The sequence below is a fragment of the Streptomyces sp. NPDC057249 genome, assembly GCF_042669245.1.
In the GTDB taxonomy this organism is placed as follows: domain Bacteria; phylum Actinomycetota; class Actinomycetes; order Streptomycetales; family Streptomycetaceae; genus Streptomyces.
The window spans coordinates 23978-45762 of sequence record NZ_JBHUXS010000019.1; the positions used below are offsets into that span (position 1 = coordinate 23978).

General features: G+C 73.5%; 23 protein-coding genes and 1 riboswitch. Of the genes, 18 read left to right on the forward strand and 5 right to left on the reverse strand.

From position 1 onward, the window contains the following. The first annotated feature begins 11 nt into the window (after positions 1 to 11). From ACFUJY_RS28550 to ACFUJY_RS28560, 3 genes are all read left to right on the forward strand, one after another. Positions 12 to 677, forward strand: a complete 666-nt coding sequence (locus ACFUJY_RS28550) for an ATP-dependent Clp protease proteolytic subunit (protein WP_383305137.1) — start codon at positions 12 to 14, stop codon at positions 675 to 677. Positions 678 to 684: 7 nt separating this feature from the next. After that, positions 685 to 993 carry a hypothetical protein gene (locus ACFUJY_RS28555; protein ID WP_383304960.1) on the forward strand — a complete coding sequence of 103 codons (309 nt, stop codon included), beginning with the start codon at positions 685 to 687 and terminating at the stop codon, positions 991 to 993. A gap of 305 nt (positions 994 to 1298) precedes the next feature. Continuing rightward, a riboswitch (cyclic di-AMP (ydaO/yuaA leader) is annotated at positions 1299 to 1495 on the forward strand. Positions 1496 to 1498: 3 nt separating this feature from the next. Continuing rightward, the gene (locus ACFUJY_RS28560; RefSeq protein ID WP_383304961.1) at positions 1499 to 1972 is read left to right on the forward strand and encodes a C40 family peptidase; all 474 of its coding nucleotides are present in this window, start codon (positions 1499 to 1501) and stop codon (positions 1970 to 1972) included. Positions 1973 to 1982: 10 nt separating this feature from the next. On the opposite strand, the gene ACFUJY_RS28565 is transcribed toward ACFUJY_RS28560, so the two are convergent. Next, positions 1983 to 2414 (reverse strand): ATP-binding protein, encoded by a 432-nt coding sequence (locus ACFUJY_RS28565; protein ID WP_383304963.1) that lies wholly within the window; start codon positions 2412 to 2414, stop codon positions 1983 to 1985. 205 nt (positions 2415 to 2619) lie between these two features. On the opposite strand from ACFUJY_RS28565, the gene ACFUJY_RS28570 reads away from it, so the two are divergent. Then, complete coding sequence (locus tag ACFUJY_RS28570) at positions 2620 to 3480, forward strand: helix-turn-helix domain-containing protein (RefSeq protein WP_383304965.1); 861 nt, start codon at positions 2620 to 2622, stop codon at positions 3478 to 3480. A gap of 25 nt (positions 3481 to 3505) precedes the next feature. Continuing rightward, complete coding sequence (locus tag ACFUJY_RS28575; RefSeq protein WP_383304967.1) at positions 3506 to 3703, forward strand: DUF397 domain-containing protein; 198 nt, start codon at positions 3506 to 3508, stop codon at positions 3701 to 3703. A gap of 13 nt (positions 3704 to 3716) precedes the next feature. Here the strand turns inward: ACFUJY_RS28575 and ACFUJY_RS28580 are convergent, their stop codons facing one another. Then, positions 3717 to 4859, reverse strand: a complete 1143-nt coding sequence (locus ACFUJY_RS28580) for an 8-amino-7-oxononanoate synthase (RefSeq protein ID WP_383304969.1) — start codon at positions 4857 to 4859, stop codon at positions 3717 to 3719. A gap of 142 nt (positions 4860 to 5001) precedes the next feature. Between ACFUJY_RS28580 and bioB the strand changes: the two genes are divergently transcribed. The 11 genes from bioB to mug all read left to right on the forward strand — a co-directional run bounded on the left by bioB (position 5002) and on the right by mug (position 16536). Beyond that, positions 5002 to 6225, forward strand: coding sequence for a biotin synthase BioB (gene bioB, locus ACFUJY_RS28585; RefSeq protein ID WP_383304971.1), 1224 nt, complete (start codon positions 5002 to 5004; stop codon positions 6223 to 6225). Continuing rightward, positions 6218 to 7522 carry an adenosylmethionine--8-amino-7-oxononanoate transaminase gene (locus ACFUJY_RS28590; protein WP_383304973.1) on the forward strand — a complete coding sequence of 435 codons (1305 nt, stop codon included), beginning with the start codon at positions 6218 to 6220 and terminating at the stop codon, positions 7520 to 7522. Before bioB ends, ACFUJY_RS28590 begins: the two co-directional genes overlap by 8 nt. Before the next feature lie 3 nt (positions 7523 to 7525). Beyond that, complete coding sequence (gene bioD / locus ACFUJY_RS28595) at positions 7526 to 8215, forward strand: dethiobiotin synthase (RefSeq protein ID WP_383304975.1); 690 nt, start codon at positions 7526 to 7528, stop codon at positions 8213 to 8215. Between the two features lie 52 nt (positions 8216 to 8267). Beyond that, positions 8268 to 8951: a class I SAM-dependent methyltransferase gene (locus ACFUJY_RS28600; protein WP_383304977.1), complete on the forward strand. Its 684-nt coding sequence runs from the start codon at positions 8268 to 8270 to the stop codon at positions 8949 to 8951. A 186-nt stretch (positions 8952 to 9137) separates the two neighbouring features. Next, a complete protein-coding gene (locus ACFUJY_RS28605; protein WP_383304978.1) occupies positions 9138 to 10421 on the forward strand; it encodes a cytochrome P450 in 1284 nt (427 codons plus the stop codon). Positions 10422 to 10485: 64 nt separating this feature from the next. Continuing rightward, the gene (locus ACFUJY_RS28610; protein WP_383304980.1) at positions 10486 to 10926 is read left to right on the forward strand and encodes a GNAT family N-acetyltransferase; all 441 of its coding nucleotides are present in this window, start codon (positions 10486 to 10488) and stop codon (positions 10924 to 10926) included. 165 nt (positions 10927 to 11091) lie between these two features. Then, positions 11092 to 12429 (forward strand): hemolysin family protein, encoded by a 1338-nt coding sequence (locus ACFUJY_RS28615; protein WP_383304982.1) that lies wholly within the window; start codon positions 11092 to 11094, stop codon positions 12427 to 12429. After that, on the forward strand, positions 12426 to 13445 hold the full coding sequence (locus tag ACFUJY_RS28620) for a hemolysin family protein (protein WP_383304984.1): 1020 nt from the start codon (positions 12426 to 12428) through the stop codon (positions 13443 to 13445). Before ACFUJY_RS28615 ends, ACFUJY_RS28620 begins: the two co-directional genes overlap by 4 nt. Before the next feature lie 82 nt (positions 13446 to 13527). After that, the gene (locus ACFUJY_RS28625) at positions 13528 to 14397 is read left to right on the forward strand and encodes an SGNH/GDSL hydrolase family protein (RefSeq protein ID WP_383304986.1); all 870 of its coding nucleotides are present in this window, start codon (positions 13528 to 13530) and stop codon (positions 14395 to 14397) included. 59 nt (positions 14398 to 14456) lie between these two features. Then, on the forward strand, positions 14457 to 15899 hold the full coding sequence (gene purB / locus ACFUJY_RS28630) for an adenylosuccinate lyase (RefSeq protein WP_383304988.1): 1443 nt from the start codon (positions 14457 to 14459) through the stop codon (positions 15897 to 15899). Positions 15900 to 15927: 28 nt separating this feature from the next. After that, on the forward strand, positions 15928 to 16536 hold the full coding sequence (mug, locus tag ACFUJY_RS28635; protein WP_383304990.1) for a G/U mismatch-specific DNA glycosylase: 609 nt from the start codon (positions 15928 to 15930) through the stop codon (positions 16534 to 16536). Here the strand turns inward: mug and ACFUJY_RS28640 are convergent. Next, positions 16470 to 16904: a hypothetical protein gene (locus tag ACFUJY_RS28640; protein ID WP_383304992.1), complete on the reverse strand. Its 435-nt coding sequence runs from the start codon at positions 16902 to 16904 to the stop codon at positions 16470 to 16472. The two genes, mug and ACFUJY_RS28640, sit on opposite strands and share 67 nt — an antisense overlap. A 281-nt stretch (positions 16905 to 17185) precedes the next feature. On the opposite strand from ACFUJY_RS28640, the gene ACFUJY_RS28645 reads away from it, so the two are divergent. Then, positions 17186 to 18343: an ROK family protein gene (locus ACFUJY_RS28645; protein ID WP_383304993.1), complete on the forward strand. Its 1158-nt coding sequence runs from the start codon at positions 17186 to 17188 to the stop codon at positions 18341 to 18343. A 46-nt stretch (positions 18344 to 18389) separates the two neighbouring features. Here the strand turns inward: ACFUJY_RS28645 and ACFUJY_RS28650 are convergent, their stop codons facing one another. Next, positions 18390 to 19157, reverse strand: coding sequence for a GntR family transcriptional regulator (locus tag ACFUJY_RS28650; RefSeq protein ID WP_383304995.1), 768 nt, complete (start codon positions 19155 to 19157; stop codon positions 18390 to 18392). A gap of 152 nt (positions 19158 to 19309) precedes the next feature. Next, positions 19310 to 20281, reverse strand: a complete 972-nt coding sequence (locus ACFUJY_RS28655) for a DMT family transporter (RefSeq protein ID WP_383304997.1) — start codon at positions 20279 to 20281, stop codon at positions 19310 to 19312. A 47-nt stretch (positions 20282 to 20328) separates the two neighbouring features. Here ACFUJY_RS28655 and ACFUJY_RS28660 point away from each other — a divergent pair, with 47 nt between their 5' ends. Next, positions 20329 to 21777, forward strand: coding sequence for a PLP-dependent aminotransferase family protein (locus tag ACFUJY_RS28660; RefSeq protein ID WP_383304999.1), 1449 nt, complete (start codon positions 20329 to 20331; stop codon positions 21775 to 21777). Positions 21778 to 21785: the final 8 nt, after the last annotated feature.

Here is a 21785-nt window from a genome sequence, read left to right on the forward strand (position 1 = left end):
CGGGCGCCCCGCTGTGCCCGCGCGTCCGGAGGAGAGGCACAGCCGCGTACCGTCCCGCCGCCCGCCATGTCCTGCCCGAGTTCACCGAACGCACCTCCCAGGGGTCCCGGACCATGGACCCGTACTCCAAGCTGCTTGCCGAGCGCGTGGTCTTCCTGGGCACCGCCCCGGACGAGACGGCCGCCAACGACCTGGTGGCCCAGCTGATGTATCTGGAGCACGACGCTCCGGACCGGCCCGTCTCGCTCTACATCAACTCGCCGGGCGGCTCGTTCGGCGCGATGACGACCCTGTACGACACGATGAACTTCCTCAGCTGCGAGGTGGAGACCTTCTGTCTGGGCCGGGCGGGGGACGGAGCGGCGGTACTGCTCGCCGCGGGCGCCCCCGGCCGGCGGCACATGCTCCCCGGCGCCAAGGTCGTCGTCGGCCAGCCCGCCCTGGCCGAACCGGTGCGGGGGCAGCCGTCCGACCTGGAGATCGAGGCGCGGGAAGTGGACCGGATGCGCGCGACGATGACCGGCATGCTGGCCCGGCACACGGGGCGCTCCGTCGAGCAGGTCACCGAGGACACCGAACGCGACCTCGTGCTCGACGCGGAGGGCGCCCTGGCCTACGGGCTGGTCGACCACATCGTGCGGAACCGGGTCCCGGCGCCGCCGCGCCCCGGGTGGTGAACCGGCGGTGCAGTCACCGGAGTTCTCGCCCCTGCCCGCCCTGACCCGGGCCGAGTCCGCGTTCGTCGACCGCTATCTCGATGTGCTCGACCAGGTGGGCCGGATCAACCCGGCTCACGGTGACGACACCTACGCGGCCCTGCGTGCCGCCCAGGCGCTCGCCTCGCACGCGGCGGAACTGCGGGACGCCCTCGCGCTGATGCACCGGCGCGGCGAGACACGCATCCACAGCACCACGCTGACCCGCGCGCTGCGGGGACTGGACGGCGAACGGCGGGCGGCCCGGGTCACGCTGCCGCCGGCTACGCCGGACTGAGGCACCGTAAGCCACCGACACGCCCGACGGGCGCGCGGGATTTCCTCGCTCGTTCGGCGTAGGCGTTCCCTCTCACGAGCGACGGACCGATTTGCCTTTTCCCGATGCGCCCGGAGCGGATTCCTCCGCGACGCCGCTGGTACGGACATGGCCACCGGTGGCGGCGGGGCCGCCGTACGGGTTGCGGTCCACCTGAACGGGCCATCCGCGGCGGTCTTCACCGATGGCTGTTCCGGCTCGGAAATCCGGCCCGAGGTGAGTCAAGATCCCTGGGACGACAAGCCCCCGCCACCGCGGCGGGGCGGTCCGGGCGGACGCCGAGTCCTGCCGCCGCCCGGATGACGGGTCGACAGGAGTGGATCGGCAGGAGTGGAGGACCCGAGCACTACGGGACCGCCGGACCTCCGGTCGTCCCTCGGGGTGAAGCCGCAGCGCGCGGCCGGGCGACTTCGCCAGCCCGAACCCGACAGGTCATCCTTCACAGGCGGCTGACGAAGGGTTGCGCATGAGTGCGCAGGTTCATGTCCCGTCTCTGCTCGCCCGGGCCACCACGGCCTCGGTCATGACTCTCGCCGCCGTCGGCGGCACGCTGTGCGTGCCGGGAGCCGCGCCCGAGGCGCAGGCGGCCGGTCACGCGATGAAGGCCCTGAAGATCGCCGCGTCGAAGAAGGGGGCGCCCTACCGCTGGGGCGCCACCGGACCCCGCAGCTTCGACTGTTCGGGGCTGACGCTCTACTCGTTCAAGAAGGCCGGCCGGAAACTCCCCCGGACGGCCCAGCAGCAGTACAACCGGACCAGGCACATCTCGGCGTCCCAGCGCCAACGAGGTGACCTGGTCTTCTTCCATTCCGGGCGCAGCGTCTACCACGTGGGCATCTACGCCGGCAGCGGGAAGATCTGGCACTCGCCGAAGACCGGCGCCGTGGTCCGCCTGGAGAAGATCTGGACCCGGAGCGTCTACTACGGCCGGGTCGCCTGACCCGGGCGCCTCAGGGCTGGGCGGGGACCTGCCACGGGAGCGCCACCCAGACGGTCTTGCCGCCATCGGCGGTGGGGGTGACGCTCAGCCGGCCGCCGGACTCCTTGGCCAGCGAGCGGATGATGACCATGCCCCGGCCGTTGTCCTGCTGGACGGCGGCGGGCAGCCGCCGGGGCCGGCGGGGATGACTGTCCGTCACGCCGACGCGCAGTTCCTCGTCGCGCTCCAGCCGGAGGTCGACGGTGAAGGTGGGGGACTGCCCGAACGTGTGCAGGACGGCGTTGGTGGCCAGCTCCGAGAGGATGAGGCGGACGGTGTCGGCCGCCTCCGCGTCCTCGGGCAGGCCCCACTCCGTCAGGACCCGAGCGGCGAACCTCCGGGCCGTCGAGACCGAGACCGGCTCGCTCGGCAGGGTGACACGTGCTTCCTGATGATCTGCCATGGCGAGCCGTCCCTTTCCCACCCGAAACCGGCCCGGCGAGCGGTCCGGTTGTGCTTCGCGCCAGATTGCCACCGATGCCGCCCTCCGTGGCGGCGATCCACCAAGATATGCATATATCTGTCGCTCAAATCGGTGAACTCTCCCCGCCCGGCCCCGCCGCGGCGCCACACTGTCTGCTCGTCGGGCAGCGGGAGGGAGCCATCGGATGCAGCACGGCCCTGCGGTACGGCGCCGCAAACTGGGAGAGGAGCTGCGGAGCCTGCGCCACGCGTCGGGTCTCACGAGCCGGGAGGCGGCGGCGCTGCTCGGCTGGCACCAGTCGAAGGTGAGCAGGATCGAGACAGGTGTCAGCGGGGTGCGGCCGGATGACGTGAACCGGCTCCTCGACGCGTACGGCATGGACGATCCGAAGCTCCGCGAGGTCCTGGGCGCGCTCGCCGGATCGGCAGGCGGGGGCGGCGCCGGCTGGTGGCACGCGTACCGGGGGCTCATCCCGCCCCAGTACCGCGACTTCATCAGCCTGGAGTCGCAGGCGCGCACCGCCCGCACGCTGGAGACCTCGGTGGTCCCGGGGCTGTTGCAGACGGCCGATTACGCCCGCGCGGTGACCCGGGCCTCCCTGGACGGGCTGCCGTCCGGTCAGCTGGACTCACTGGTGGAGGTGCGGCTGACCCGGCAGGGGGTGCTGCGGAGCGATCCGCCGCTGCGGCTGAGCGCGGTGCTGGACGAGGCGGTGCTGCGCCGGGAGGTCGGCGGCCGAAGAGTGATGCGGGAGCAGCTGCGCCATCTCGCGCGGGTGGCACAACTTCCCCATGTGCGACTCCAGTTACTTCCGTTCGCGGTCGGCGGTTATGTGAGTCTCACCAGCCCTTTCGTTATCTTCTCCTTTCCGACCGCTTCCGACCTTGACGTGGTCGTTCTTGACCATTTGACGAGTAGTCTCTATCTGGAACGGAAAGAAGACCTTGCGGCGTACAGCTCGGCCTTCGAGACCCTTCAGACGCACGCGCTGTCGCCGGAGCACACGCTGGACCTGATCGCCGCGATCGACCGCGGCGACCGGTGACCCCCCACCGCCCGGAGGAAGCGTCATGTCCGATCACCTCGCCCGGCACGCGTTGCGTTGGCGCGGCAGCAGCTACAGCACGGGGATGAACAACTGCGTGGAGACCGCTCCGTTCGAAAGCGGGCGGCTGCTGGCCGTACGCGACTCGAAGGACGTGGCCAGGACGCCCCTGGAGTTCTCCGCCGCGGCCTGGGGGACCTTCGTCGCCGGACTGAAACGCTGACGCGGCCCTCGTCTCAGCTCTGAGGCGCGGTCCGGCGCACCGTCTCCACCGCCCGCGCGATCTGCTCGTCCGTCAGGTCCGCGCGGGCGGTCAGCCGGAGCCGCGAGACGCCGTCGGGCACGGACGGCGGCCGGAAGCAGCCCACCGCCATCCCGGCCGTCCGGCAGTCGGCGGCCCAGCGCACGGCGGCGTCGGCCGAGGGCGCCCGGACCGAGACGACCGCCGCGTCGGGCCGCACCGCGGCCAGGCCCGACGCCGTCAGCCCGTCGTACAGCGCGGTGGCGACCGTACGCGCCCGGAGCGCGCGCTCCGGTTCGCGGCGCAGCAGCCGCAGTCCGCCCAGGGCGGCACCGACGGCGGCCGGGGCGAGTCCGGTGTCGAAGATGAACGTCCGCGCGGTGTTGACCAGGTGGTCGATGACCCGGGCCGGGCCGAGGACCGCGCCGCCCTGGCTGCCCAGGGACTTGGAGAGGGTGAGCGTGGCGACGACGTCCCCGTCCCCCGCGAGCCCCGCCGCGGCGAGCGCGCCCCGCCCGCCCTCGCCGAGCACCCCGAGCCCGTGCGCGTCGTCCACCAGGAGCGCGGCACCCTCCGCCCGGCAGACGGCGGCCAGCACTGCCAGCGGCGCGGCGTCCCCGTCCACGGAGAACACCGAGTCGGAGACGGCCAGCTTCCGGCCCTCGTGCCCGCGCAGCGTCTTGCGGACGGCCTCCGGGTCGGCGTGCGGGACGACGGCCGTCTCCGCCCGGGAGAGCCGGCAGCCGTCCACGATGGAGGCGTGGTTGCCCGCGTCCGACGCGATGAGGGCCCCGCGTCCGGTGAGCGCGGTGAGGGCCGCGAGGTTGGCGGCGTAACCGGAGGAGAGGACGAGCGCGGCCTCGAAGCCGCAGAACGCGGCGAGTTCACGTTCGAGTTCGGCGTGCAGCGCGGTCGAACCGGTGACCAGGCGGGAGCCGGTCGCCCCGCCGCCCCAGCGGTACGCCGCCTCCGCCGCGGCGGAGGTCACCTCCGGGTGCCGGGTGAAGCCGAGGTAGTCGTTGCTTGCGAGGTCCAGCGGCTCCGCTCCGGCCTCGCGGGGCCGCAGCCGGCGGACGAGCCCCGCGTCCGCGCGCCGGCGCGCCTCGTCTTCGATCCAGTCGAACGGGGTGGCGGGCATGAGCGGTCCCTTTTGTAGGCAGCTCACAGACCCTAACCGGGCCCATGCCAAGACACGGTGTGGCAATGCACACACCCCGTGTCGGCTCTGTTGTCCGGTTCCTCCTTGGCTCCGGGCGGTGCGGTGCGTCAGGATCATCGCCATGGACCTCCTGAACACGCTGGTGGACAAGGGGCTGCGGCGCGAGCTGCCGACCCGTGAAGAAGCGCTCGCCGTACTGGCGACCCCGGACGACGCACTGCTCGACGTGGTGGCCGCGGCCGGCAAGGTGCGCCGTCAGTGGTTCGGGCGGCGGGTGAAACTGAACTACCTCGTCAATCTGAAGTCCGGGCTCTGCCCCGAGGACTGCTCGTACTGCTCGCAGCGGCTCGGCTCCAAGGCCGAGATCCTCAAGTACACCTGGCTGAAGCCGGAGGAGGCGTCGAAGGCGGCGGCGGCCGGGGTGGCCGGCGGCGCCAAGCGCGTCTGCCTGGTGGCCAGCGGCCGGGGCCCGACGGACCGGGACGTCGACCGGGTCTCGCAGACCATCGAGGCCATCAAGGAGGAGAACGAGGGCGTCGAGGTCTGTGCCTGCCTCGGTCTGCTCTCCGAGGGCCAGGCCGACCGGCTGCGTTCGGCGGGCGCCGACGCGTACAACCACAACCTCAACACGTCCGAGGGGACGTACGGGGAGATCACCACCACCCACACCTACGCCGACCGCGTGGAGACGGTGCGGCAGGCGCAGGCCGCCGGACTCTCGGCGTGCTCGGGGCTGATCGCGGGGATGGGCGAGAGCGACGCCGATCTGGTCGACGTGGTCTTCTCGCTCCGCGAGCTGGACCCGGACTCGGTGCCGGTCAACTTCCTGATCCCGTTCGAGGGGACGCCGCTCGCCAAGGAGTGGAACCTGACGCCGCAGCGCTGTCTGCGCATCCTGGCGATGGTGCGGTTCGTCTGCCCGGACGTGGAGGTGCGGCTCGCGGGCGGGCGCGAGGTCCATCTGCGGTCGATGCAGCCGCTCGCGCTGCACCTGGTCAACTCCATCTTCCTGGGCGACTACCTGACCAGTGAGGGCCAGGCCGGGCAGGCGGACCTGGACATGATCGCGGACGCCGGTTTCGAGGTGGAGGGTGCGGGTACGACGACGCTCCCCCGGCACCGCGCGGACGCGGCGGCCGGCTGCGGCTCGCACGCGGACGGCGGTTGCGCCTCCGAGGCCGAGGGCTGCGGTTCGCACGCCGGGGCCGGCTGCGGGCCGTGCGGCGAGGGCGCGGAGGCGGCGGCCGTATCCGCCGCCGAGGTGCCGGAAACCCCGGGTGCCCGTACGGATCTGGTGGCGGTCCGCCGCCGTGGCGCGGGCACGGACCTCGCTCCCAATGCCTGAGCCGCTCTCCCCCGCCGCACTCCGGGAGCTGGACCGGGCGCACGTCTGGCATCCGTACGGCCCGATGCCGGGCCGGCAGGAACCGCTGGTCGTGGAGTCCGCGTCCGGGGTCCGGCTGCGGCTCGCCGAACCCGTCCACGGCCACCGCGAGCTGGTCGACGGGATGTCCTCGTGGTGGTCGGCCGTGCACGGCTACAACCACCCCGTGCTGAACGAGGCGGCGCGCGGCCAGCTGGACCGGATGAGCCATGTGATGTTCGGCGGGCTCACGCACGAGCCCGCCGTCCGGCTGGCGGCCCGGCTGGTGGAGATCACGCCGGAGCCGCTGCGCCACGTCTTCCTCGCCGACTCGGGCTCCGTGTCGGTCGAGGTCGCCGTGAAGATGTGCCTCCAGTACTGGCGCTCGGCCGGGCGGCCGGCCAAGCAGCGGCTGCTGACCTGGCGCGGCGGCTACCACGGGGACACCTGGCAGCCGATGTCGGTGTGCGACCCCGAGGGCGGGATGCACGAGCTGTGGTCCGGTGCCCTGCCCCGCCAGGTCTTCGCCGGTGAACCGCCCGCCGGTTACGACTCCGAGCCCGATCCGGCGTACGCGGCGCAGCTCCGCGAGCTGATCCGGCGGCACGCGGACGAGCTGGCGGCGGTGATCGTGGAGCCGGTGGTCCAGGGGGCGGGCGGCATGCGCTTCCACTCCCCCGGCTATCTGCGCGTGCTGCGCGAGGCGTGCGACGCGTACGGCGTGCTGCTCGTGTTCGACGAGATCGCGACGGGGTTCGGCCGTACGGGCAGGCTGTTCGCCGCCGAGCACGCGGGGGTGTCCCCCGACGTGATGTGCGTGGGCAAGGCGCTGACCGGCGGTTATCTGACGATGGCGGCGACGCTGTGCACGAGCGAGATGGCCGACGGGATCTCGCGCGGCGAAGTGCCGGTGCTCGCCCACGGGCCCACGTTCATGGGCAACCCGCTGGCCGCGTCGGTGGCCTGCGCCTCCATCGACCTGCTGCTCGGCCAGGACTGGCAGCAGGAGGTCAAGCGGATCGAGGCCGGGCTGCACGAGGGCCTGGCGCGGGCGCGGGAACTGCCCGGGGTCCGCGACGTGCGGGTGCTCGGCGCGATCGGGGTCGTCCAGCTGGACCACGAGGTGGACATGGCCGCGGCGACCGCGGCGGCGGTGCGCGAGGGGGTGTGGCTGCGGCCGTTCCGGGACCTCGTCTACACCATGCCGCCGTATGTGACGGGTGACGACGACGTGGCACGGATCTGCCGCGCGGTGTGCGCTGCGGCGCGGGAGGGCTGAGAGATGAGCGTCCTGGTGGTGACCGGCACCGGTACGGAGATCGGCAAGACGATCGTGACGGCGGCGGTGGCGGCGGCGTCCGCGCACCGCCGCGTCGCCGTCCTCAAGCCGGCCCAGACCGGCCTGGCGCCGGGCGAGCCCGGTGACGTGGCGGAGGTGGCGCGGCTGGCGGGCGCCCATGTCACGGCGGTCGAACTGGCCCGCTTCCCCGAGCCGTTGGCCCCCGCGACGGCCGCCCGGCGGGCCGGGATGGACCCGGTGCGCCCGTACGAGGTCGCCGAGGCCGCCGAGAAGCTGGCCGCCGACCACGATCTGGTCCTGGTCGAGGGGGCCGGCGGGCTGCTCGTGCGGTTCGACGACGAGGGCGCGACCCTGGCGGACGCGGCCCGGCTGCTCGCGGCCCCGGTCCTGGTGGTCGCCCCGGCCGGGCTGGGCACGCTGAACTCCACGGCCCTGACGGCGGAGGCGCTGCGCGCCCGGGAACTCGACTGCCTGGGGGTGGTCATCGGCAGCATGCCGGCCGAGCCCGATCTCGCGGCGCGCTGCAATGTGGCGGACCTCCCGGTGGCCGCCGGGGCTCCGCTGCTGGGCGTCGTCCCGGAGGGCGCCGGGTCGCTGGCCCCGGCCGACTTCCGGGCGCGGGCGGCGAGTTGGCTGTCCGCACCACTGGGCGGCGACCGGCCTCTGGGCTGAGCCCCGGGAAAGGGGCAGAATGGAAGGAGCCGGTCCGTCGAGGAGGTCCGCCATGCGGCTGCGGAGCACGCCCGTCCCCCCGGACGCGGTGCACCACCCGCTCTTCGCGCGCTGCTACGCGCGGATGAGCGTGGCCGCCGAGTCCACCGCCGGTCTGGCCGCGCTCCGGGCGGAGCTGCTGGCCGGGCTCACGGGGCGGGTCGTCGAGATCGGCGCCGGGAACGGCCTGAACTTCGCGCACTACCCGGCCACGGTGTCGGAGGTGGTGGCGGTCGAACCCGAACGCACCCTGCGCCGGTTGGCGGTGCGCGCGGCGCTGCGCGCGGGCGTGCCGGTGGACGTGGTGCCGGGGACGGCGGAGGCGCTGCCGGTCAAGAGCGAGGCGTTCGACGGGGCCGTGGCGTCGCTGGTGCTGTGCACCGTACGGGATGTGGAGCGGTCGCTCGCGGAGCTGTGGCGGGTCCTGCGCCCGGGCGCGGAGCTGCGCTTCTTCGAGCACGTCCGGTCCGACGGGCGGGCCATGGCGGCGGCCCAGCGCGCCCTGGACCGCACCTTCTGGCCCCGGGTGGTTGGGGGCTGCCACACCGCGCGCGACACGCTCGCCGCCCTCGCGGCGGCCGGTTTCACGGTGGAGTCGTACCGGCGGGTCAACCTGCCGGAGCACGGCATCCGGCTGCCCACCTCGTCCTGCGTGCTGGGCGTGGCACGGCGGCCCGACGCGGCGGTGCGGCGCTAGGAGCTGTCCGCGCGTCCCTGAACCGTCGCATCCCGGACGTATTCCGCACCCCGGCCCCCCATCGGCCGAACACCTGGTCATAATGCCTGCTCAGGGCTCAGGTAGCCGAAGTCACCGCGGTCGGCCATGTCCTGGCGCCACAGGCGCGCCCACCGACCAGTTCTCGCGACGACTCATGGAGTGACATTGAGTACGACGACGTTCCGTTCCCGCATCACGGCCCGGCTGGGGCGCGGCTACCTGGCCAGGATCCAGAAGCACGGGTTCGGGTCGACCACGATGCGGCTGCTCCCGGAACAACTGCTGATGCCGCTGCGCAGGAACGGGCTCGACCCGGTCGGGCGGCTCGCCGAAACCCGGGCGGTTGCGCCGGTGTCCAGAGTGGCGCTGCCGTTCGGGATGGACGCCTGGGTGGTCACCGGCTACGAGGAGTCGAAGGCGGTGCTCGGCTCCGCCGAGGGGTTCAGCACGGACTTCGCCCATCTGGCGGGCAACGCGGGCATAGCCGCCGAGCACAGCCCCGGCGGCCTGGGGTTCAGCGATCCTCCGGTGCACACGCGGCTGCGCCGCATCCTGACGCCGGAGTTCACGATGCGCCGGCTGCGCCGGCTGACGCCCAGGATCGACGCCATCGTCACGGAGCGCCTGGACGCGATGGCGGCAGCGCCGGGGCCGGTCGACCTGGTGCACGCGTTCGCGCTGCCCGTGCCGTCGCTGACCATCTGCGAACTGCTCGGGGTGCCCTACGAGGACCGCGACGACTTCCAGAAGCTGGCCATGGACCGCTTCGACCTGTTCTCCGGGCCCACCGCGCCCTTCGGCGCCATGTCGGCCTCGCTCGACTACTTCCGGGGCGTCGTGCGCGACCAGCGGCGCGCGCCGGGCGACGGCCTGCTCGGGATGATCGTGCGGGAGCACGGGGACAGCGTGGACGACGAGGAGCTGGCGGGCCTGGCGGACGGGGTGCTCACCGGGGGCTTCGAGACGACCGCCAGCACGATCGCGCTCGGCGCCCTGGTGCTGCTGCGGAACCCGGAGGTCGCGGACCGGCTGCGCGCGGACGACGGGGTGACGGCGCCCTTCGTGGAGGAGGTGCTGCGCTATCTGTCGGCCGTGCAGATGGCCTTCCCCCGGTTCGCCCGGGAGGACATCGAGGTCGCGGGGGTGGTGATCCCGCGTGGCGACATGGTGCTCTGCTCGCTGAGCGGCGCCAATCGCGACCCGGCGTACGTCACGGACGACGGGCGGTTCGACGTGGACCGGGTCACTCCGGCCGGGCATCTCGCCTTCGGCTACGGCATCCACCGCTGCATCGGCGCGGAGCTCGCGCGCATGGAGCTGCGCTCCGCCTTCCCCGCCCTGGTCCGGCGCTTCCCCGCGATGCGGCTCGCCGTCCCCCCGCAGGACCTGGCCTTCCGCAAGCTCTCCATCGTGTACGGCGTCGAGTCGCTGCCCGCACGACTCCGCTGAGCCGTCCCCGTACCGGCGGGGAAAGCGCTCGCCCGGAGGAGTGGACCTCTGATTGGCTCGCCCCATGAGTGATCTCCCGATACGCCCCGCCGCCCCTTCGGACATCGCCGCCGTACTGCGTTTCTGGCGGACGGCGGCGGAAGGCACCAGCATCAGCGACGACCACGACGGGGTGGCCCGGCTCATCGGCCGCGACCCGGGGGCGCTGCTCCTCGCGGAACGGGACGGCGTGCTCGTGGGCACCGTCATCGCGGGCTTCGACGGCTGGCGGTGCTCCGCCTATCGGCTGGCCGTCCATCCGGACCACCGCCGGCAGGGCGTCGCGACCGCGCTCCTCGGCGCGGCGGAGCAGCGCTTCGCCGAGCTGGGCGGGCGGCGGGTGGACGCCATGGTCCTGGAGGAGAACGAGCGGGCCCACCACACCTGGCAGGCGGCCGGCTACCACCGTGAGAACCACTGGCGGCGGTGGGTGAAGCCGCTCGGGCCGGGCACAGGGGGCAGGTGACCGGACGCACCCGCGACTTTGCCGATCCTTTACTATGGGGAGGCCATCCCGCCCCTCCGACGAAAGGTGTGAGCGTCCGCCCATGGGCGAGCCTCCCAGTACCAGAAGCCACCGACATCGCGCGGTCCGCCGGTCCCTGCCCGATCATGGGACGGAGGTGAACCGATGACCGAAGTGCTTCTGCTGTTCGTTGCGGTACTGCTCTCGCTCGCCTGCGGCGCCTTCGTCGCGGCGGAGTTCTCCCTGACCACGGTGGAACGCGGTCAGCTGGAGCGGGCCGTCGAGCAGGGCGAGCGCGGCGCGGCGAGCGCCATGAAGGCGGTCCGCGGCCTCACCTTCCAGCTCTCCGGGGCGCAGCTCGGCATCACCGTCACCAACCTGGTGGTCGGCATGCTCTCCGAGCCGTCCATCGCGAAGCTGATCCGGGGTCCGGTGGAGGCCGTGGGCCTGTCGCCCGGCGTGGCCTCGTCCGTGGCGCTCGTGATCGGCACGGCCCTGTCCACGGTCTTCCTGATGGTCGTCGGTGAGCTGGTCCCGAAGAACTGGGCCATCTCCTCGCCGCTCGCGGTGGCGAAGACGGTCGCCACCCCGCAGCGGGTCTTCACGGCCGTCTTCCGGCCCTTCATCAGCCACCTCAACAACACCGCCAACCGGATCGTGCGGCGCTTCGGGCTCGAACCGGCCGAGGAACTGGCCTCCGCCCGCAGTCCGCAGGAGCTGGTGGCGCTGGCCAGGCACTCCGCCAAGGAGGGCGCGCTGGAGGCGGACACCGCCGAGCTGTTCGTCCGCACCCTCAACCTGCCGGAGCTCACCGCCGAGAACGTGATGACCCCGCGCGTGCAGGTCACCGCCCTGGAGGTCAGCGCGACCGCCGAGGACGTGGCCAACGCGACCCGGGCCACCGGCCTCTCCCGCTTCCCCGTCTACCGGGGCAGCCTCGACACCGTCGTGGGCGTCGCCCACATCAAGGACGTGCTGGCGGTCCCGGCCGAGCAGCGGCCCCGCAAGCGGGTGTCCGAGATGCTGCGCGAGCCGGTGCTCGTGCCCGAGACGCTGACCGTCGACCGGCTGCTCGACCGGCTGTCCGGCAAGCTGGCCATGGCGGTCGTGATCGACGAGTACGGCGGCACGGCGGGCGTCGTGACGCTGGAGGACATCGTGGAGGAGGTCGTCGGCGAGGTGCGCGACGAGCACGACCCCCACGAGACGCCGGACCTCGCCCCGGCCGGTGAGGACGCCGACGGGCGCGTCCTGTGGTCGGCGGACGGCGCCGCCCGCACGGACCAGCTGGAGACCATCGGGCTGCGGGTGCCGGACGGTCCGTACGAGACGCTGGCGGGCCTGATCGCCACGGAGATCGGCCGCATCCCGGCCGTGGGCGACTCGGTCGAGCTGGCCGGCTGGCGCCTCGACGTGGTGGACGCCTCCGGGCGCCGCGCCGCCCGGGCGCTGCTGCACGCACCGCTGACCGGTTCCCACCAGCCGTCGGAGGACGAGCGATGACTGTCGTACAGCTCTTCATCGGTCTGCTGACGCTGGTCGTGAACGCCTTCTTCGTCGGCGCCGAGTTCGCCCTCATCTCGGTGCGCCGCAGCCAGATCGAGCCGCAGGCCGAGCAGGGGAACCGGCGGGCCCGCAGCGTCATCTGGGGCCTCGAACACGTCTCGGCGCTGCTCGCGGCGGCGCAGCTCGGCATCACGCTGTGCACCCTGGTGCTGGGCATCGTCGCCGAGCCCGCGATCGCGCATCTGCTGGAACCCGTCTTCGACGCGGTGGGCGTGCCGCACGGCCTGGTCCACCCGGCCTCGTTCGTGATCGCCCTGTCGGTGGCGACCTATCTGCACATGCTGCTGGGCGAGATGGTCCCCAAGAACATCGCGCTGGCCGAACCGGTGCGCTCCGCGCTGCTGCTCGGCCCGCCGCTGGTGACGCTGGCCCGGGCGCTGCGCCCGGTGATCTTCGCGATCAACGCCTTCGCCAACGCCCTGCTGAAGCTGTTGCGGGTGGAGACGAAGGACGAGGTGGAGGCGACGTTCTCGGACGACGAGCTGGCGCGCCTGGTGAAGGACGCGGGTGACGCCGGGCTGGTGGACGACCGGGCGGCCGAGCGCCTGCACCACGCGCTGGAGCTGGGCCGCCGGCCGGTGCGGGACGTGGTCCTGCCGGTCGACCGGGTGATGTACATCCGGGTCGGGGCGACCCCGGAGGAGCTGGAGCGGCTCTCGTACGAGACCGGGTTCTCGCGCTTCCCGGTGATGGACGCGGAACGGCGCATCCTCGGCTACCTCCATGTGAAGGACGCCCTGGACGTCACCCCGCGCGACATGCCGTTCCCGGTCTCCTCGATGCGGCCGATCGCCCGGGTCCGGGCGGCGACGCCGCTGGACGACGCGCTGACGGCGCTGCGGCGCAGCCGTACGCACCTGGCGGCGGTCCTGGACGAGGACGGCAGGCTCGCCGGCATGGTGACGATGGAGGACGTGCTCCGGGAGCTGGTGGGACGGCCGCAGAGCCGCTGAGCGAAGGGCGGTTCCGGGCCCCGGTCCGGAGCCGCCCTTCGGCCGTCGGGGCCGTACGGCACCGCGATACGATCGCATCGCCATGGAAATGAATGCCTCATACACCAGTCTGGTCGCGGTCGGCGACTCGTTCACCGAGGGCATGTCGGACCTGCTGCCCGACGGTTCCTACCGGGGCTGGGCCGACGTGCTCGCCTCCCGGCTCGCCGCCCGCACGCCCGGTTTCCGGTACGCCAATCTCGCGGTGCGCGGGAAGCTCATCGGGCAGATCGTGGACGAGCAGGTGGAGGTGGCGGCCGCCATGCGGGCGGACGTGGTGACGCTGGTCGGCGGCCTCAACGACACCCTGCGCCCCAAGTGCGACATGGGCATGGTGCGCGGACGCCTCGAAGAGGCGGTGGAGCGCCTGGCACCGTCCTGCGGGAAGCTGGTGCTGATGCGCAGCCCCGGCCGCAACGGCCCGGTGATGGAGCGCTTCCGGCCGCGCATGGAGGAGCTGTTCGCGCTGGTGGACGAGCTGGCCGCCCGGCACGACGCGGTGGTGGTCGACCTGTACGGCGCCCCGGCGCTGGGCGACCCGCGCCTGTGGGACGTCGACCGGCTGCACCTGACCGCCGAGGGGCACCGCCGGGTGGCCGAGGCGGTCTGGCAGGCGCTGGGGCTGCCGCCCGAGAGCGACTGGCGGGCCCCGCTGCCCACCTCGGCCCCGGCGCGCTGGGCCGCCCGGCGGGTGGCGGACGTGCGCTTCGCCCGGCAGCACCTGCTGCCCTGGATCGGGCGGCGGCTCACGGGGCGCTCGTCGGGCGACGGACGGGCCGGGGCGCAGTTCGACGCCGAGCTGGGGCGGGCCTTCTGGGTGACCCCGGAGGAGGAGGGCTGGGCTGCTCCGGTCGCGACGTGGCGGCAGGTGGAGTCCGGTGAGCGGGAGGGGCGCGACGCATCCGGTTCGTAGCAACGCACAAACCGGACCTCGGCGCTGAGCTGCACAAACCGCCAGTAGAATCCGTACACGTGACTGCTGTGTCTGCGAAGCCTCGCATCCCCAATGTCCTGGCCGGCCGCTACGCCTCCACGGAGCTGGCCGTCCTCTGGTCCCCCGAGCAGAAGGTGAAGCTGGAACGCCGGCTGTGGCTGGCGGTGCTGCGCGCCCAGAAGGACCTCGGGATCGAGGTGCCCGACGCCGCCCTCGCCGATTACGAGCGCGTCCTCGACCAGGTCGACCTGGCCTCGATCGCCGAGCGCGAGAAGGTCACCCGGCACGACGTGAAGGCCCGGATCGAGGAGTTCAACGCCCTCGCCGGCCACGAGCACGTGCACAAGGGCATGACCTCGCGCGACCTCACCGAGAACGTCGAGCAGCTGCAGATCCGGCTCTCCCTGGAGCTGATGCGCGACCGCACCGTCGCCGTCCTGGCCCGCCTGGGCAAGCTGGCCGCCGAGTACCGCGAGCTGGTCGTCGCCGGGCGCTCCCACAACGTGGCCGCGCAGGCCACCACCCTCGGCAAGCGCTTCGCGACCGCGGCCGACGAGCTGCTGGTGGCGTACGGCCGCCTCGACGACCTGCTCGGCCGCTACCCCCTGCGCGGCATCAAGGGCCCGGTCGGCACCGCGCAGGACATGCTGGACCTGCTGGGCGGTGACGCCGGCAAGCTCGCCGAGCTGGAGGAGCGCATCGCCGGGCACCTCGGCTTCGCGCACGCCTTCACCTCGGTCGGCCAGGTCTACCCCCGGTCGCTCGACTACGACGTGGTGACGGCGCTGGTCCAGCTGGCGGCGGCCCCCTCGTCGGTCGCCAAGACCATCCGGCTGATGGCCGGACACGAGCTGGTCACCGAGGGCTTCAAGCCGGGCCAGGTCGGCTCGTCCGCGATGCCCCACAAGATGAACACCCGCTCCTGCGAGCGCGTCAACGGCCTGATGGTCATCCTGCGCGGTTACGCGTCGATGACCGGCGAGCTGGCGGGCGACCAGTGGAACGAGGGCGACGTCTCCTGCTCCGTGGTCCGCCGGGTCGCCCTGCCGGACGCGTTCTTCGCGTTCGACGGGCTGGTCGAGACGTTCCTGACGGTGCTGGACGAGTTCGGCGCGTTCCCGGCCGTCGTGGCCCGCGAGCTGGACCGCTACCTGCCGTTCCTGGCCACCACCAAGGTCCTCATGGGCGCGGTGCGCGCCGGGGTCGGCCGCGAGGTCGCGCACGAGGCCATCAAGGAGAACGCCGTCGCCTCCGCCCTCGCCATGCGCGAGCAGGGCACCGAACGCAACGAGCTGCTGGACAAGCTCGCGGCCGACGAGCGCATCCCGCTGGACCGCGCCCAGCTGGACGAGCTGATGGCGGACAAGCTGTCCTTCACCGGAGCGGCCGGCGACCAGGTCACCGCGCTCGTCGCGCGGATCGAGGAGATCACCAAGCAGCACCCCGAGGCGGCCGGCTACGCGCCCGGCTCCATCCTCTGACGGCGGGCCGGCCGGACCGTCCGCGCGGATGACACCCGAAGAGCTCCGGGCCGCCCGCGACCGCGTCGTTCCCGACGTGGTCGCGGGCAATCTGCGCGTCCTGTTCTGCGGGATCAACCCGAGCCTGACGACGGCGGCGACGGGGCACCACTTCGCCTTCCCCGGCAACCGCTTCTGGCCGGTGCTCCACCTGTCGGGCTTCACCCCGCGCCGGCTGGCCCCCTCCGAGCAGGCCGAACTGCTCGACCACGGGCTCGGCATCACCAACGTCGTCGCCAGGGCCACGGCCCGGGCCGACGAGCTGTCCGCCGAGGAGTTCCGGGAGGGCGGACGGATTCTGACCGCCAAGGTCGAGCGGCTGCGCCCGCGCTGGCTGGCCGTCGTGGGGATCACCGCGTACCGCACGGCGTTCGGCGAGCGCCGGGCCCGGATCGGGCCGCAGGAGCGGACGGTCGGCGGCGCCCGGGTCTGGGCGCTGCCCAACCCCAGCGGCCTCAACGCGCACTGGACGGCCGCCACGATGGCCGAGGAGTACGCCCGGCTGCGCGCGGCCGTGGAGGCCGGCGACGCTCACGGCGGGTCGGTCTCCGTCACGACCACGCTCAGCTCGCAGCCGGAGCCGCCCTCCTCCAGGTAGAGCGCCAGCGCTATCCAGCGTTCCTCGATGTGCCAGAGGCGCAGGTACTCGCAGCCCGCGACGGTGTCCGCCCACGGCTGGGGTATCTCCTCGCCGGCGAGCATCCGCTCCTGGGCGCTGAACAGACTGACCAGCTGCGGCTCGCCCCAGCGGCTGCCGAGCAGGGTGACCAGCGCCTCGTGGTCCGCGAGGCACTGGGCGCGGCGCTCCAGCCGCCCCGCCTCGTCGTCCTCCCAGACGTCGTCCACGTACAGGAACGCCGTGTGGTAACCAGGACCGCTGACTCCCGACCCCGACCGGACGCGCTCCGCGGGGAACGCCCGGGCGCGCATCCCGTCGATGAGGCGGAGGTGATGTGCGGTGGTCATGCCGTCAGTAAACCTTCCCCCACTGACAATCGGGACGCTGCCCCCTGCTTTGAGACGATTTCGGCCACCTCGTTCCGGCTGCGGCGCCCGCAGTTGGCACCCGCCGGGCATCAACTGGGCGCCGCCCCGCAGAAGATGGCGCCGGTCGCCGCGCCGGGGCCCGCGGCAGCCGCACCCGGCGGGCCGGACCCCTTCCTAACGGCTTCGCATCCCTCGGTCGCCTCCCCCCTGAGCAGCGAGTACGATCCGCCTGACATGCGCACTAGCTGGGAGGACACACCGTGGGCCGGCTGACCGGCGGGGACCCCTCGCTGCTGCGGCGGATCAATTCCGCGGTGGTACTGCACGCCCTCCGGGGCGCGTCCTCCTCGACCCTCACGGACCTGACCCGGATCACGGGCCTGTCCCGCCCCACGGTCGAGGGCGTCGTGGAAGGGCTCTTCGAAGCGGGCCTGGTCGTGGAGTGCGCTCCTGAGGGGGCCGAAACCCGCCGGCAGGGCCGTCCGGCCCGCCGGTTCCGCTTCCGCGCCGAGGCCGGGCACCTGCTGGGCATCGAGATCGGCCCGCACCGCGTCTCCGCGCTGCTGTCGGGGCTGGACGGGCGGATCATCGGCGCCGGCTCCCGCGAGGTGTCGGAGACCGCCGGTGCCGACGACCGGCTCGACCGGGTACGGGCCGTGGTCGCGGACGTCCTGCGCCGCACCGGCGTGGCCCGCAGCAACCTGCGCGCGGTCGGCGTGGGCAGCCCGGGCATCGTGGAGGCCGACGGGACCGTGCGGCTGGGCACCGCGCTGCCGGGCTGGACGGGCCTGCCCCTGGGCGAACGGCTGAGGCGCTCCTTCCGCTGCCCGGTCCTCGTGGAGAACGACGCCAACGCCGCCGCCGTCGCCGAGCACTGGAAGGGCGCGGCCACGGAGTCCGACGACATCGTGTTCGTCCTGGCGGGGCTGAGCCCCGGCGCCGGTTCCCTGATCGGCGGGCGGCTGCACCGCGGGTTCGGCGGCGCGGCCGGGGAGATCGGCGCGCTGCACCTGCTGGGCCGGGACGTCACGCCGGAGCACCTGCTGTCCACGACGGACACCCCGCTGGACCCGCTGGACGAGCACGCCGTGGCCGCGGTGTTCGCCAAGGCGCGGCACGGGGACGAACAGGCGCGGGCCGCGGTGGAGCGGTTCATCCAGCGCCTGGTGCACGACGTGGCGGCGCTGGTGCTGGCGCTCGACCCCGAGCTGGTGGTGGTCGGGGGCTGGGCCGCCGGTCTGGACGGGGTGCTGGACCCGCTGCGGAGCGAGCTGGCCCGCTACTGCCTGCGCCCACCCCGGGTGTGCCTGTCGCTCCTGGGCGAGGCGGCGGTGGCGACCGGTGCGCTGCGGCTGGCGCTCGACCATGTGGAGGAGCAGCTGTTCGCCGTCGAGGGAACGGTGACGGCCCGCCGCTGAGTGCGACGGGCCGTGGGACGCGGACGGGCGCCGAGAGCGTCCGGGCTCAGGACGCCTGGCGCTCCCGCTCCGGGTGGCTGATCTCCAGGTCGCCCGAGTCGCCGAAGGTGAGCCGGCAGGTGTCGGCCCGGTACGTGGCGACCGAGACCGCCGCCGTGCCGCCCGCGGCGAGGTAGCGGGTGGTGACGACGAGGACGGGGGCGCCGGGGAGCCGGTCCAGCTCCTTGGCGTCGTCGGCGCGGGCGGAGCCCAGCTCGACGGACCGGTCCTGGCCGTCGAGGCCGAGGCGGTGCAGTTCCCGGACGACGTTGCGGGCGCGGGCCGCGCCGGACGGGGCGTCTATCCCGGAGAGCTCGGGCACGGAGGAGGACGGCACGTAGAGCAGCTCGGCGGCGACCACCTGGCCGTGGCTCGTGCGGATGCGGCGCACGATGTGGACGGGCTCCTCGGCGCCGGCGTTCAGCGTCGCGGCGACGGCGGCCGGGGCGGGAGCGCTCTCGCAGTCCACCGGCTGCCAGGCCGTGTCGGCCCCGCCGTCGGTCCAGTCGTTGCGGGCGGTGGAGACGGCCACACCGACGCGGGGCGGGGCGACGGTGGTCCCGACGCCGCGGCGGCGGTGCAGCCTGCCTTCGAGTTCGAGCTGTTCCAGGGCCTGCCGGAGCGTGGCCCGGGCGACGCCGAACCGGGCGGCGAGCTCGCGCTCGTTGGGAAGGATCTCCCCCACCGCAAAGTCCGAGTCGAGTGCCTCACTGAGCACGGTCTTGAGGTGCCAGTACTTCGGCTCCTGCACCGTTTCCAGCTGCGTGGTCCCCACCCTGTCCTCCGCAATCGCCCAGCGGCTTATTCCGCGACGTTATTTATTAAAGGTTCCTGTCTTAACGTTGAGACCATAGGACGGCGCACCCCCTTGGTCAAGACCAATCCTGCGCCCGGGACCCTGTGAATCGACGGTCCGCCGCACAGCGTTCACAGGACGTTCGCGGACCGGCGCACCGCGCGCGGCCCGGTGTCCGCCTTCGGAGCGGGGGCCTCCACCTGCGGTGCGGTCCCGCCGCGCCGCCCCAGCACTCCCGAGCCGATCGCCACCCCCAGGCCGACGAGGCACGACCCGGCGGCCTGGGCGAGACCGTACGAACCGGTGCCGACGAGCGGGGCGGTGAGCGCGGCGGAGACCGGGATGAGGCCGGAGAAGAGGGTGGCGCGCTCCGCGCCGATGCGCTGCATTCCCATGTACCAGCAGACGAAGCCGATGACCGTCACCACGGCCGCCTGCCAGACCAGCGCCGCCGCCTCGGCCCCGGACGGCACGCGGAGGAAGCCGCCGCCGTCGAGCAGCAGGCCGAGGACCGTCGACTCCGCCGCCGCGACGGCGCACACCGTCGCGGACAGCAGCTTGGGGCCCAGCGGGCGCAGCACGGGCACCGCGATCACGGCGAAGCCCACCTCGCCGGCCAGGGCGCCGACCGAGCACAGGATGCCGCTCAGGTCGGTGCGTCCCCACCCCTGGACCGTGAACGCCCCGGCGGCGACCAGCGCCGCCGCGTACAGCACGGGCCGGGCGGGCCTGCGCCCTTCCAGCAGGGGGACGAGGACGGCGACGAGGATCGGGGCGCAGCCGACGAAGACGCCCGGTACCGCCGGTTCGGCGGAGCGTTCGGCGGCCAGGACGGCGAGGTTGAAGCCGACCATGCCGACGGCGGCGAGCAGGGCGAGCCGCGCCCACTGCCGCCCGGTCAGCCCGCGCAGTGCGGCGGCGGGGCGCGGTTCCCCGGGACAGTGGATCAGGGGCAGCAGCAGGAGCGCCGCGAGACCGTAGCGGAGCCCCTGGCCGCCCGCGTAGGGGTAGTCGCCGAGGACGCTGTTGGCGGTGAAGGAGGCGCCGACGAGGACGCAGGCGAAAGCGGCGAGCAGGGCGCCGCGCAGAGAGGTCGCGTTCATGGGACCGACGCTAGGGAGCGCGGTGGTTCGGTTTAAGGTCCACTTCCATGACGGCTTCGGGGACCAATCCACCCTCCGGCGGCAGCGGCGGAGGCCGCGAATCCGCCGCCACGGCCTGGGAGTTGCTGCTTCCGGTGGCCTCGGCTCCGGCGCGTGGCCGCGGGCGGGCGCTCCAGTCGGCGCTCCGCGAGGCGGTCCGCTCCGGCCGCCTCGCGCCGGGGACACGGCTGCCGTCCAGCCGTGAGCTGGCCGCCGATCTGGGGGTCTCGCGCGGTCTGGTGACCGAGGCGTACGAGCAGCTGACGGCGGAGAGCTATCTGCGCAGCGGGCGCGGTGCGGGGACGTGGGTGAGCGGATCGGCGCGGGCGGCGGCGGGCGGCGCGCGGGACCTGGCGCCGCGCGCCCGCGGGGTGCGGGTCGACTTCCGGCCCGGGACGCCCGACCTCTCCCTCTTCCCGCGCAGCGCCTGGGCCGCCGCCCACCGCTCCGTGCTCGGGCGGCTGCCGCACCGGGCGCTCGGCTACCCGGACCCGCGCGGACTGCCGGAGCTGCGCGTGGCCCTGGCCGGGCTGCTGACGCGACGGCGCGGGGTGGTCGCCGATCCGGAACGGCTGCTGGTGTGTTCCGGGGTGGCGCAGGCGACGACGCTGCTCGGGTTCGTCCTGCACGGGCGCGGGGTGCGCACGGTCGGCGTGGAGGACCCGGGAAGCCCTGAGCACACGGCACTCTTCGCCTCCGCCGGTGTGGCCACCACCATGGTCCCGCTGGACGGGGAGGGCCTGGCTCTGGAGCCGCTGAGACGTTCCGGGGTGCGGGCCGTGGTGACGACGCCGGCCCACCAGTTCCCGACCGGAGTGGCGTACTCCGCGACGCGTCGCAGCCGGCTCCTGGAGTGGGCCCGGGAGACGGACGGGCTGCTGATCGAGGACGACTACGACGGTGACTTCCGGTACGACCGCGCCCCCGTCGGCGCCCTCCAGGGGCTCGATCCGGAACGCGTCGCGTACACCGGGTCGGTCAGCAAGTCGCTGGCTCCCGGGCTGCGTCTGGGCTGGCTGATCGCGCCCGCGTCGATGACCCACGAGCTCGTGGAGCGGAAGCGGATGATGGACCTCGGCAACCCGTCCCTCGAACAGGCGGTGCTCGCCGACTTCGTGACCGGCGGGGGGTACGACCGTCAGCTGAGGCGTTGCCAGCGGGCCTACCGGGAGCGGCGCGACGTGCTCACGCGTGCCCTGGCCGAGCACATCCCGGGCACGGAGGTGAGCGGGGTCGCGGCGGGGCTGCACGCCATCGCGCGGCTCCCCGGACGCCGGTGGCCCGAGGAGGAGTTCGCCGAGCGCGCGGCGGGTGCCGGGGTCGCGGTGCGGCTGCTGCGCGAGTACGGGACGGAGCGGCCGGCGGACGACTGCGTGCGCCTCGTCCTCGGTTACGCCCATCTCGCGCCGGCCGACATCGTGCGCGGGGTCCGGGCGCTGGCCGAGCTCACCCAATAGCGCTCCCG

Coding starts and splice junctions, on each gene's coding strand:
- ACFUJY_RS28560 (WP_383304961.1), top strand. CDS start 1,499: ATGAGTGCGCAGGTTCATGTCCCGTCTCTGCTCGCCCGGGCCACCACG.
- ACFUJY_RS28565 (WP_383304963.1), bottom strand. CDS start 2,414: ATGGCAGATCATCAGGAAGCACGTGTCACCCTGCCGAGCGAGCCGGTC.
- ACFUJY_RS28570 (WP_383304965.1), top strand. CDS start 2,620: ATGCAGCACGGCCCTGCGGTACGGCGCCGCAAACTGGGAGAGGAGCTG.
- ACFUJY_RS28575 (WP_383304967.1), top strand. CDS start 3,506: ATGTCCGATCACCTCGCCCGGCACGCGTTGCGTTGGCGCGGCAGCAGC.
- ACFUJY_RS28580 (WP_383304969.1), bottom strand. CDS start 4,859: ATGCCCGCCACCCCGTTCGACTGGATCGAAGACGAGGCGCGCCGGCGC.
- bioB (WP_383304971.1), top strand. CDS start 5,002: ATGGACCTCCTGAACACGCTGGTGGACAAGGGGCTGCGGCGCGAGCTG.
- ACFUJY_RS28590 (WP_383304973.1), top strand. CDS start 6,218: ATGCCTGAGCCGCTCTCCCCCGCCGCACTCCGGGAGCTGGACCGGGCG.
- bioD (WP_383304975.1), top strand. CDS start 7,526: ATGAGCGTCCTGGTGGTGACCGGCACCGGTACGGAGATCGGCAAGACG.
- ACFUJY_RS28600 (WP_383304977.1), top strand. CDS start 8,268: ATGCGGCTGCGGAGCACGCCCGTCCCCCCGGACGCGGTGCACCACCCG.
- ACFUJY_RS28610 (WP_383304980.1), top strand. CDS start 10,486: ATGAGTGATCTCCCGATACGCCCCGCCGCCCCTTCGGACATCGCCGCC.
- ACFUJY_RS28615 (WP_383304982.1), top strand. CDS start 11,092: ATGACCGAAGTGCTTCTGCTGTTCGTTGCGGTACTGCTCTCGCTCGCC.
- ACFUJY_RS28620 (WP_383304984.1), top strand. CDS start 12,426: ATGACTGTCGTACAGCTCTTCATCGGTCTGCTGACGCTGGTCGTGAAC.
- ACFUJY_RS28625 (WP_383304986.1), top strand. CDS start 13,528: ATGGAAATGAATGCCTCATACACCAGTCTGGTCGCGGTCGGCGACTCG.
- mug (WP_383304990.1), top strand. CDS start 15,928: ATGACACCCGAAGAGCTCCGGGCCGCCCGCGACCGCGTCGTTCCCGAC.
- ACFUJY_RS28640 (WP_383304992.1), bottom strand. CDS start 16,904: ATGACCACCGCACATCACCTCCGCCTCATCGACGGGATGCGCGCCCGG.
- ACFUJY_RS28655 (WP_383304997.1), bottom strand. CDS start 20,281: ATGAACGCGACCTCTCTGCGCGGCGCCCTGCTCGCCGCTTTCGCCTGC.
- ACFUJY_RS28660 (WP_383304999.1), top strand. CDS start 20,329: ATGACGGCTTCGGGGACCAATCCACCCTCCGGCGGCAGCGGCGGAGGC.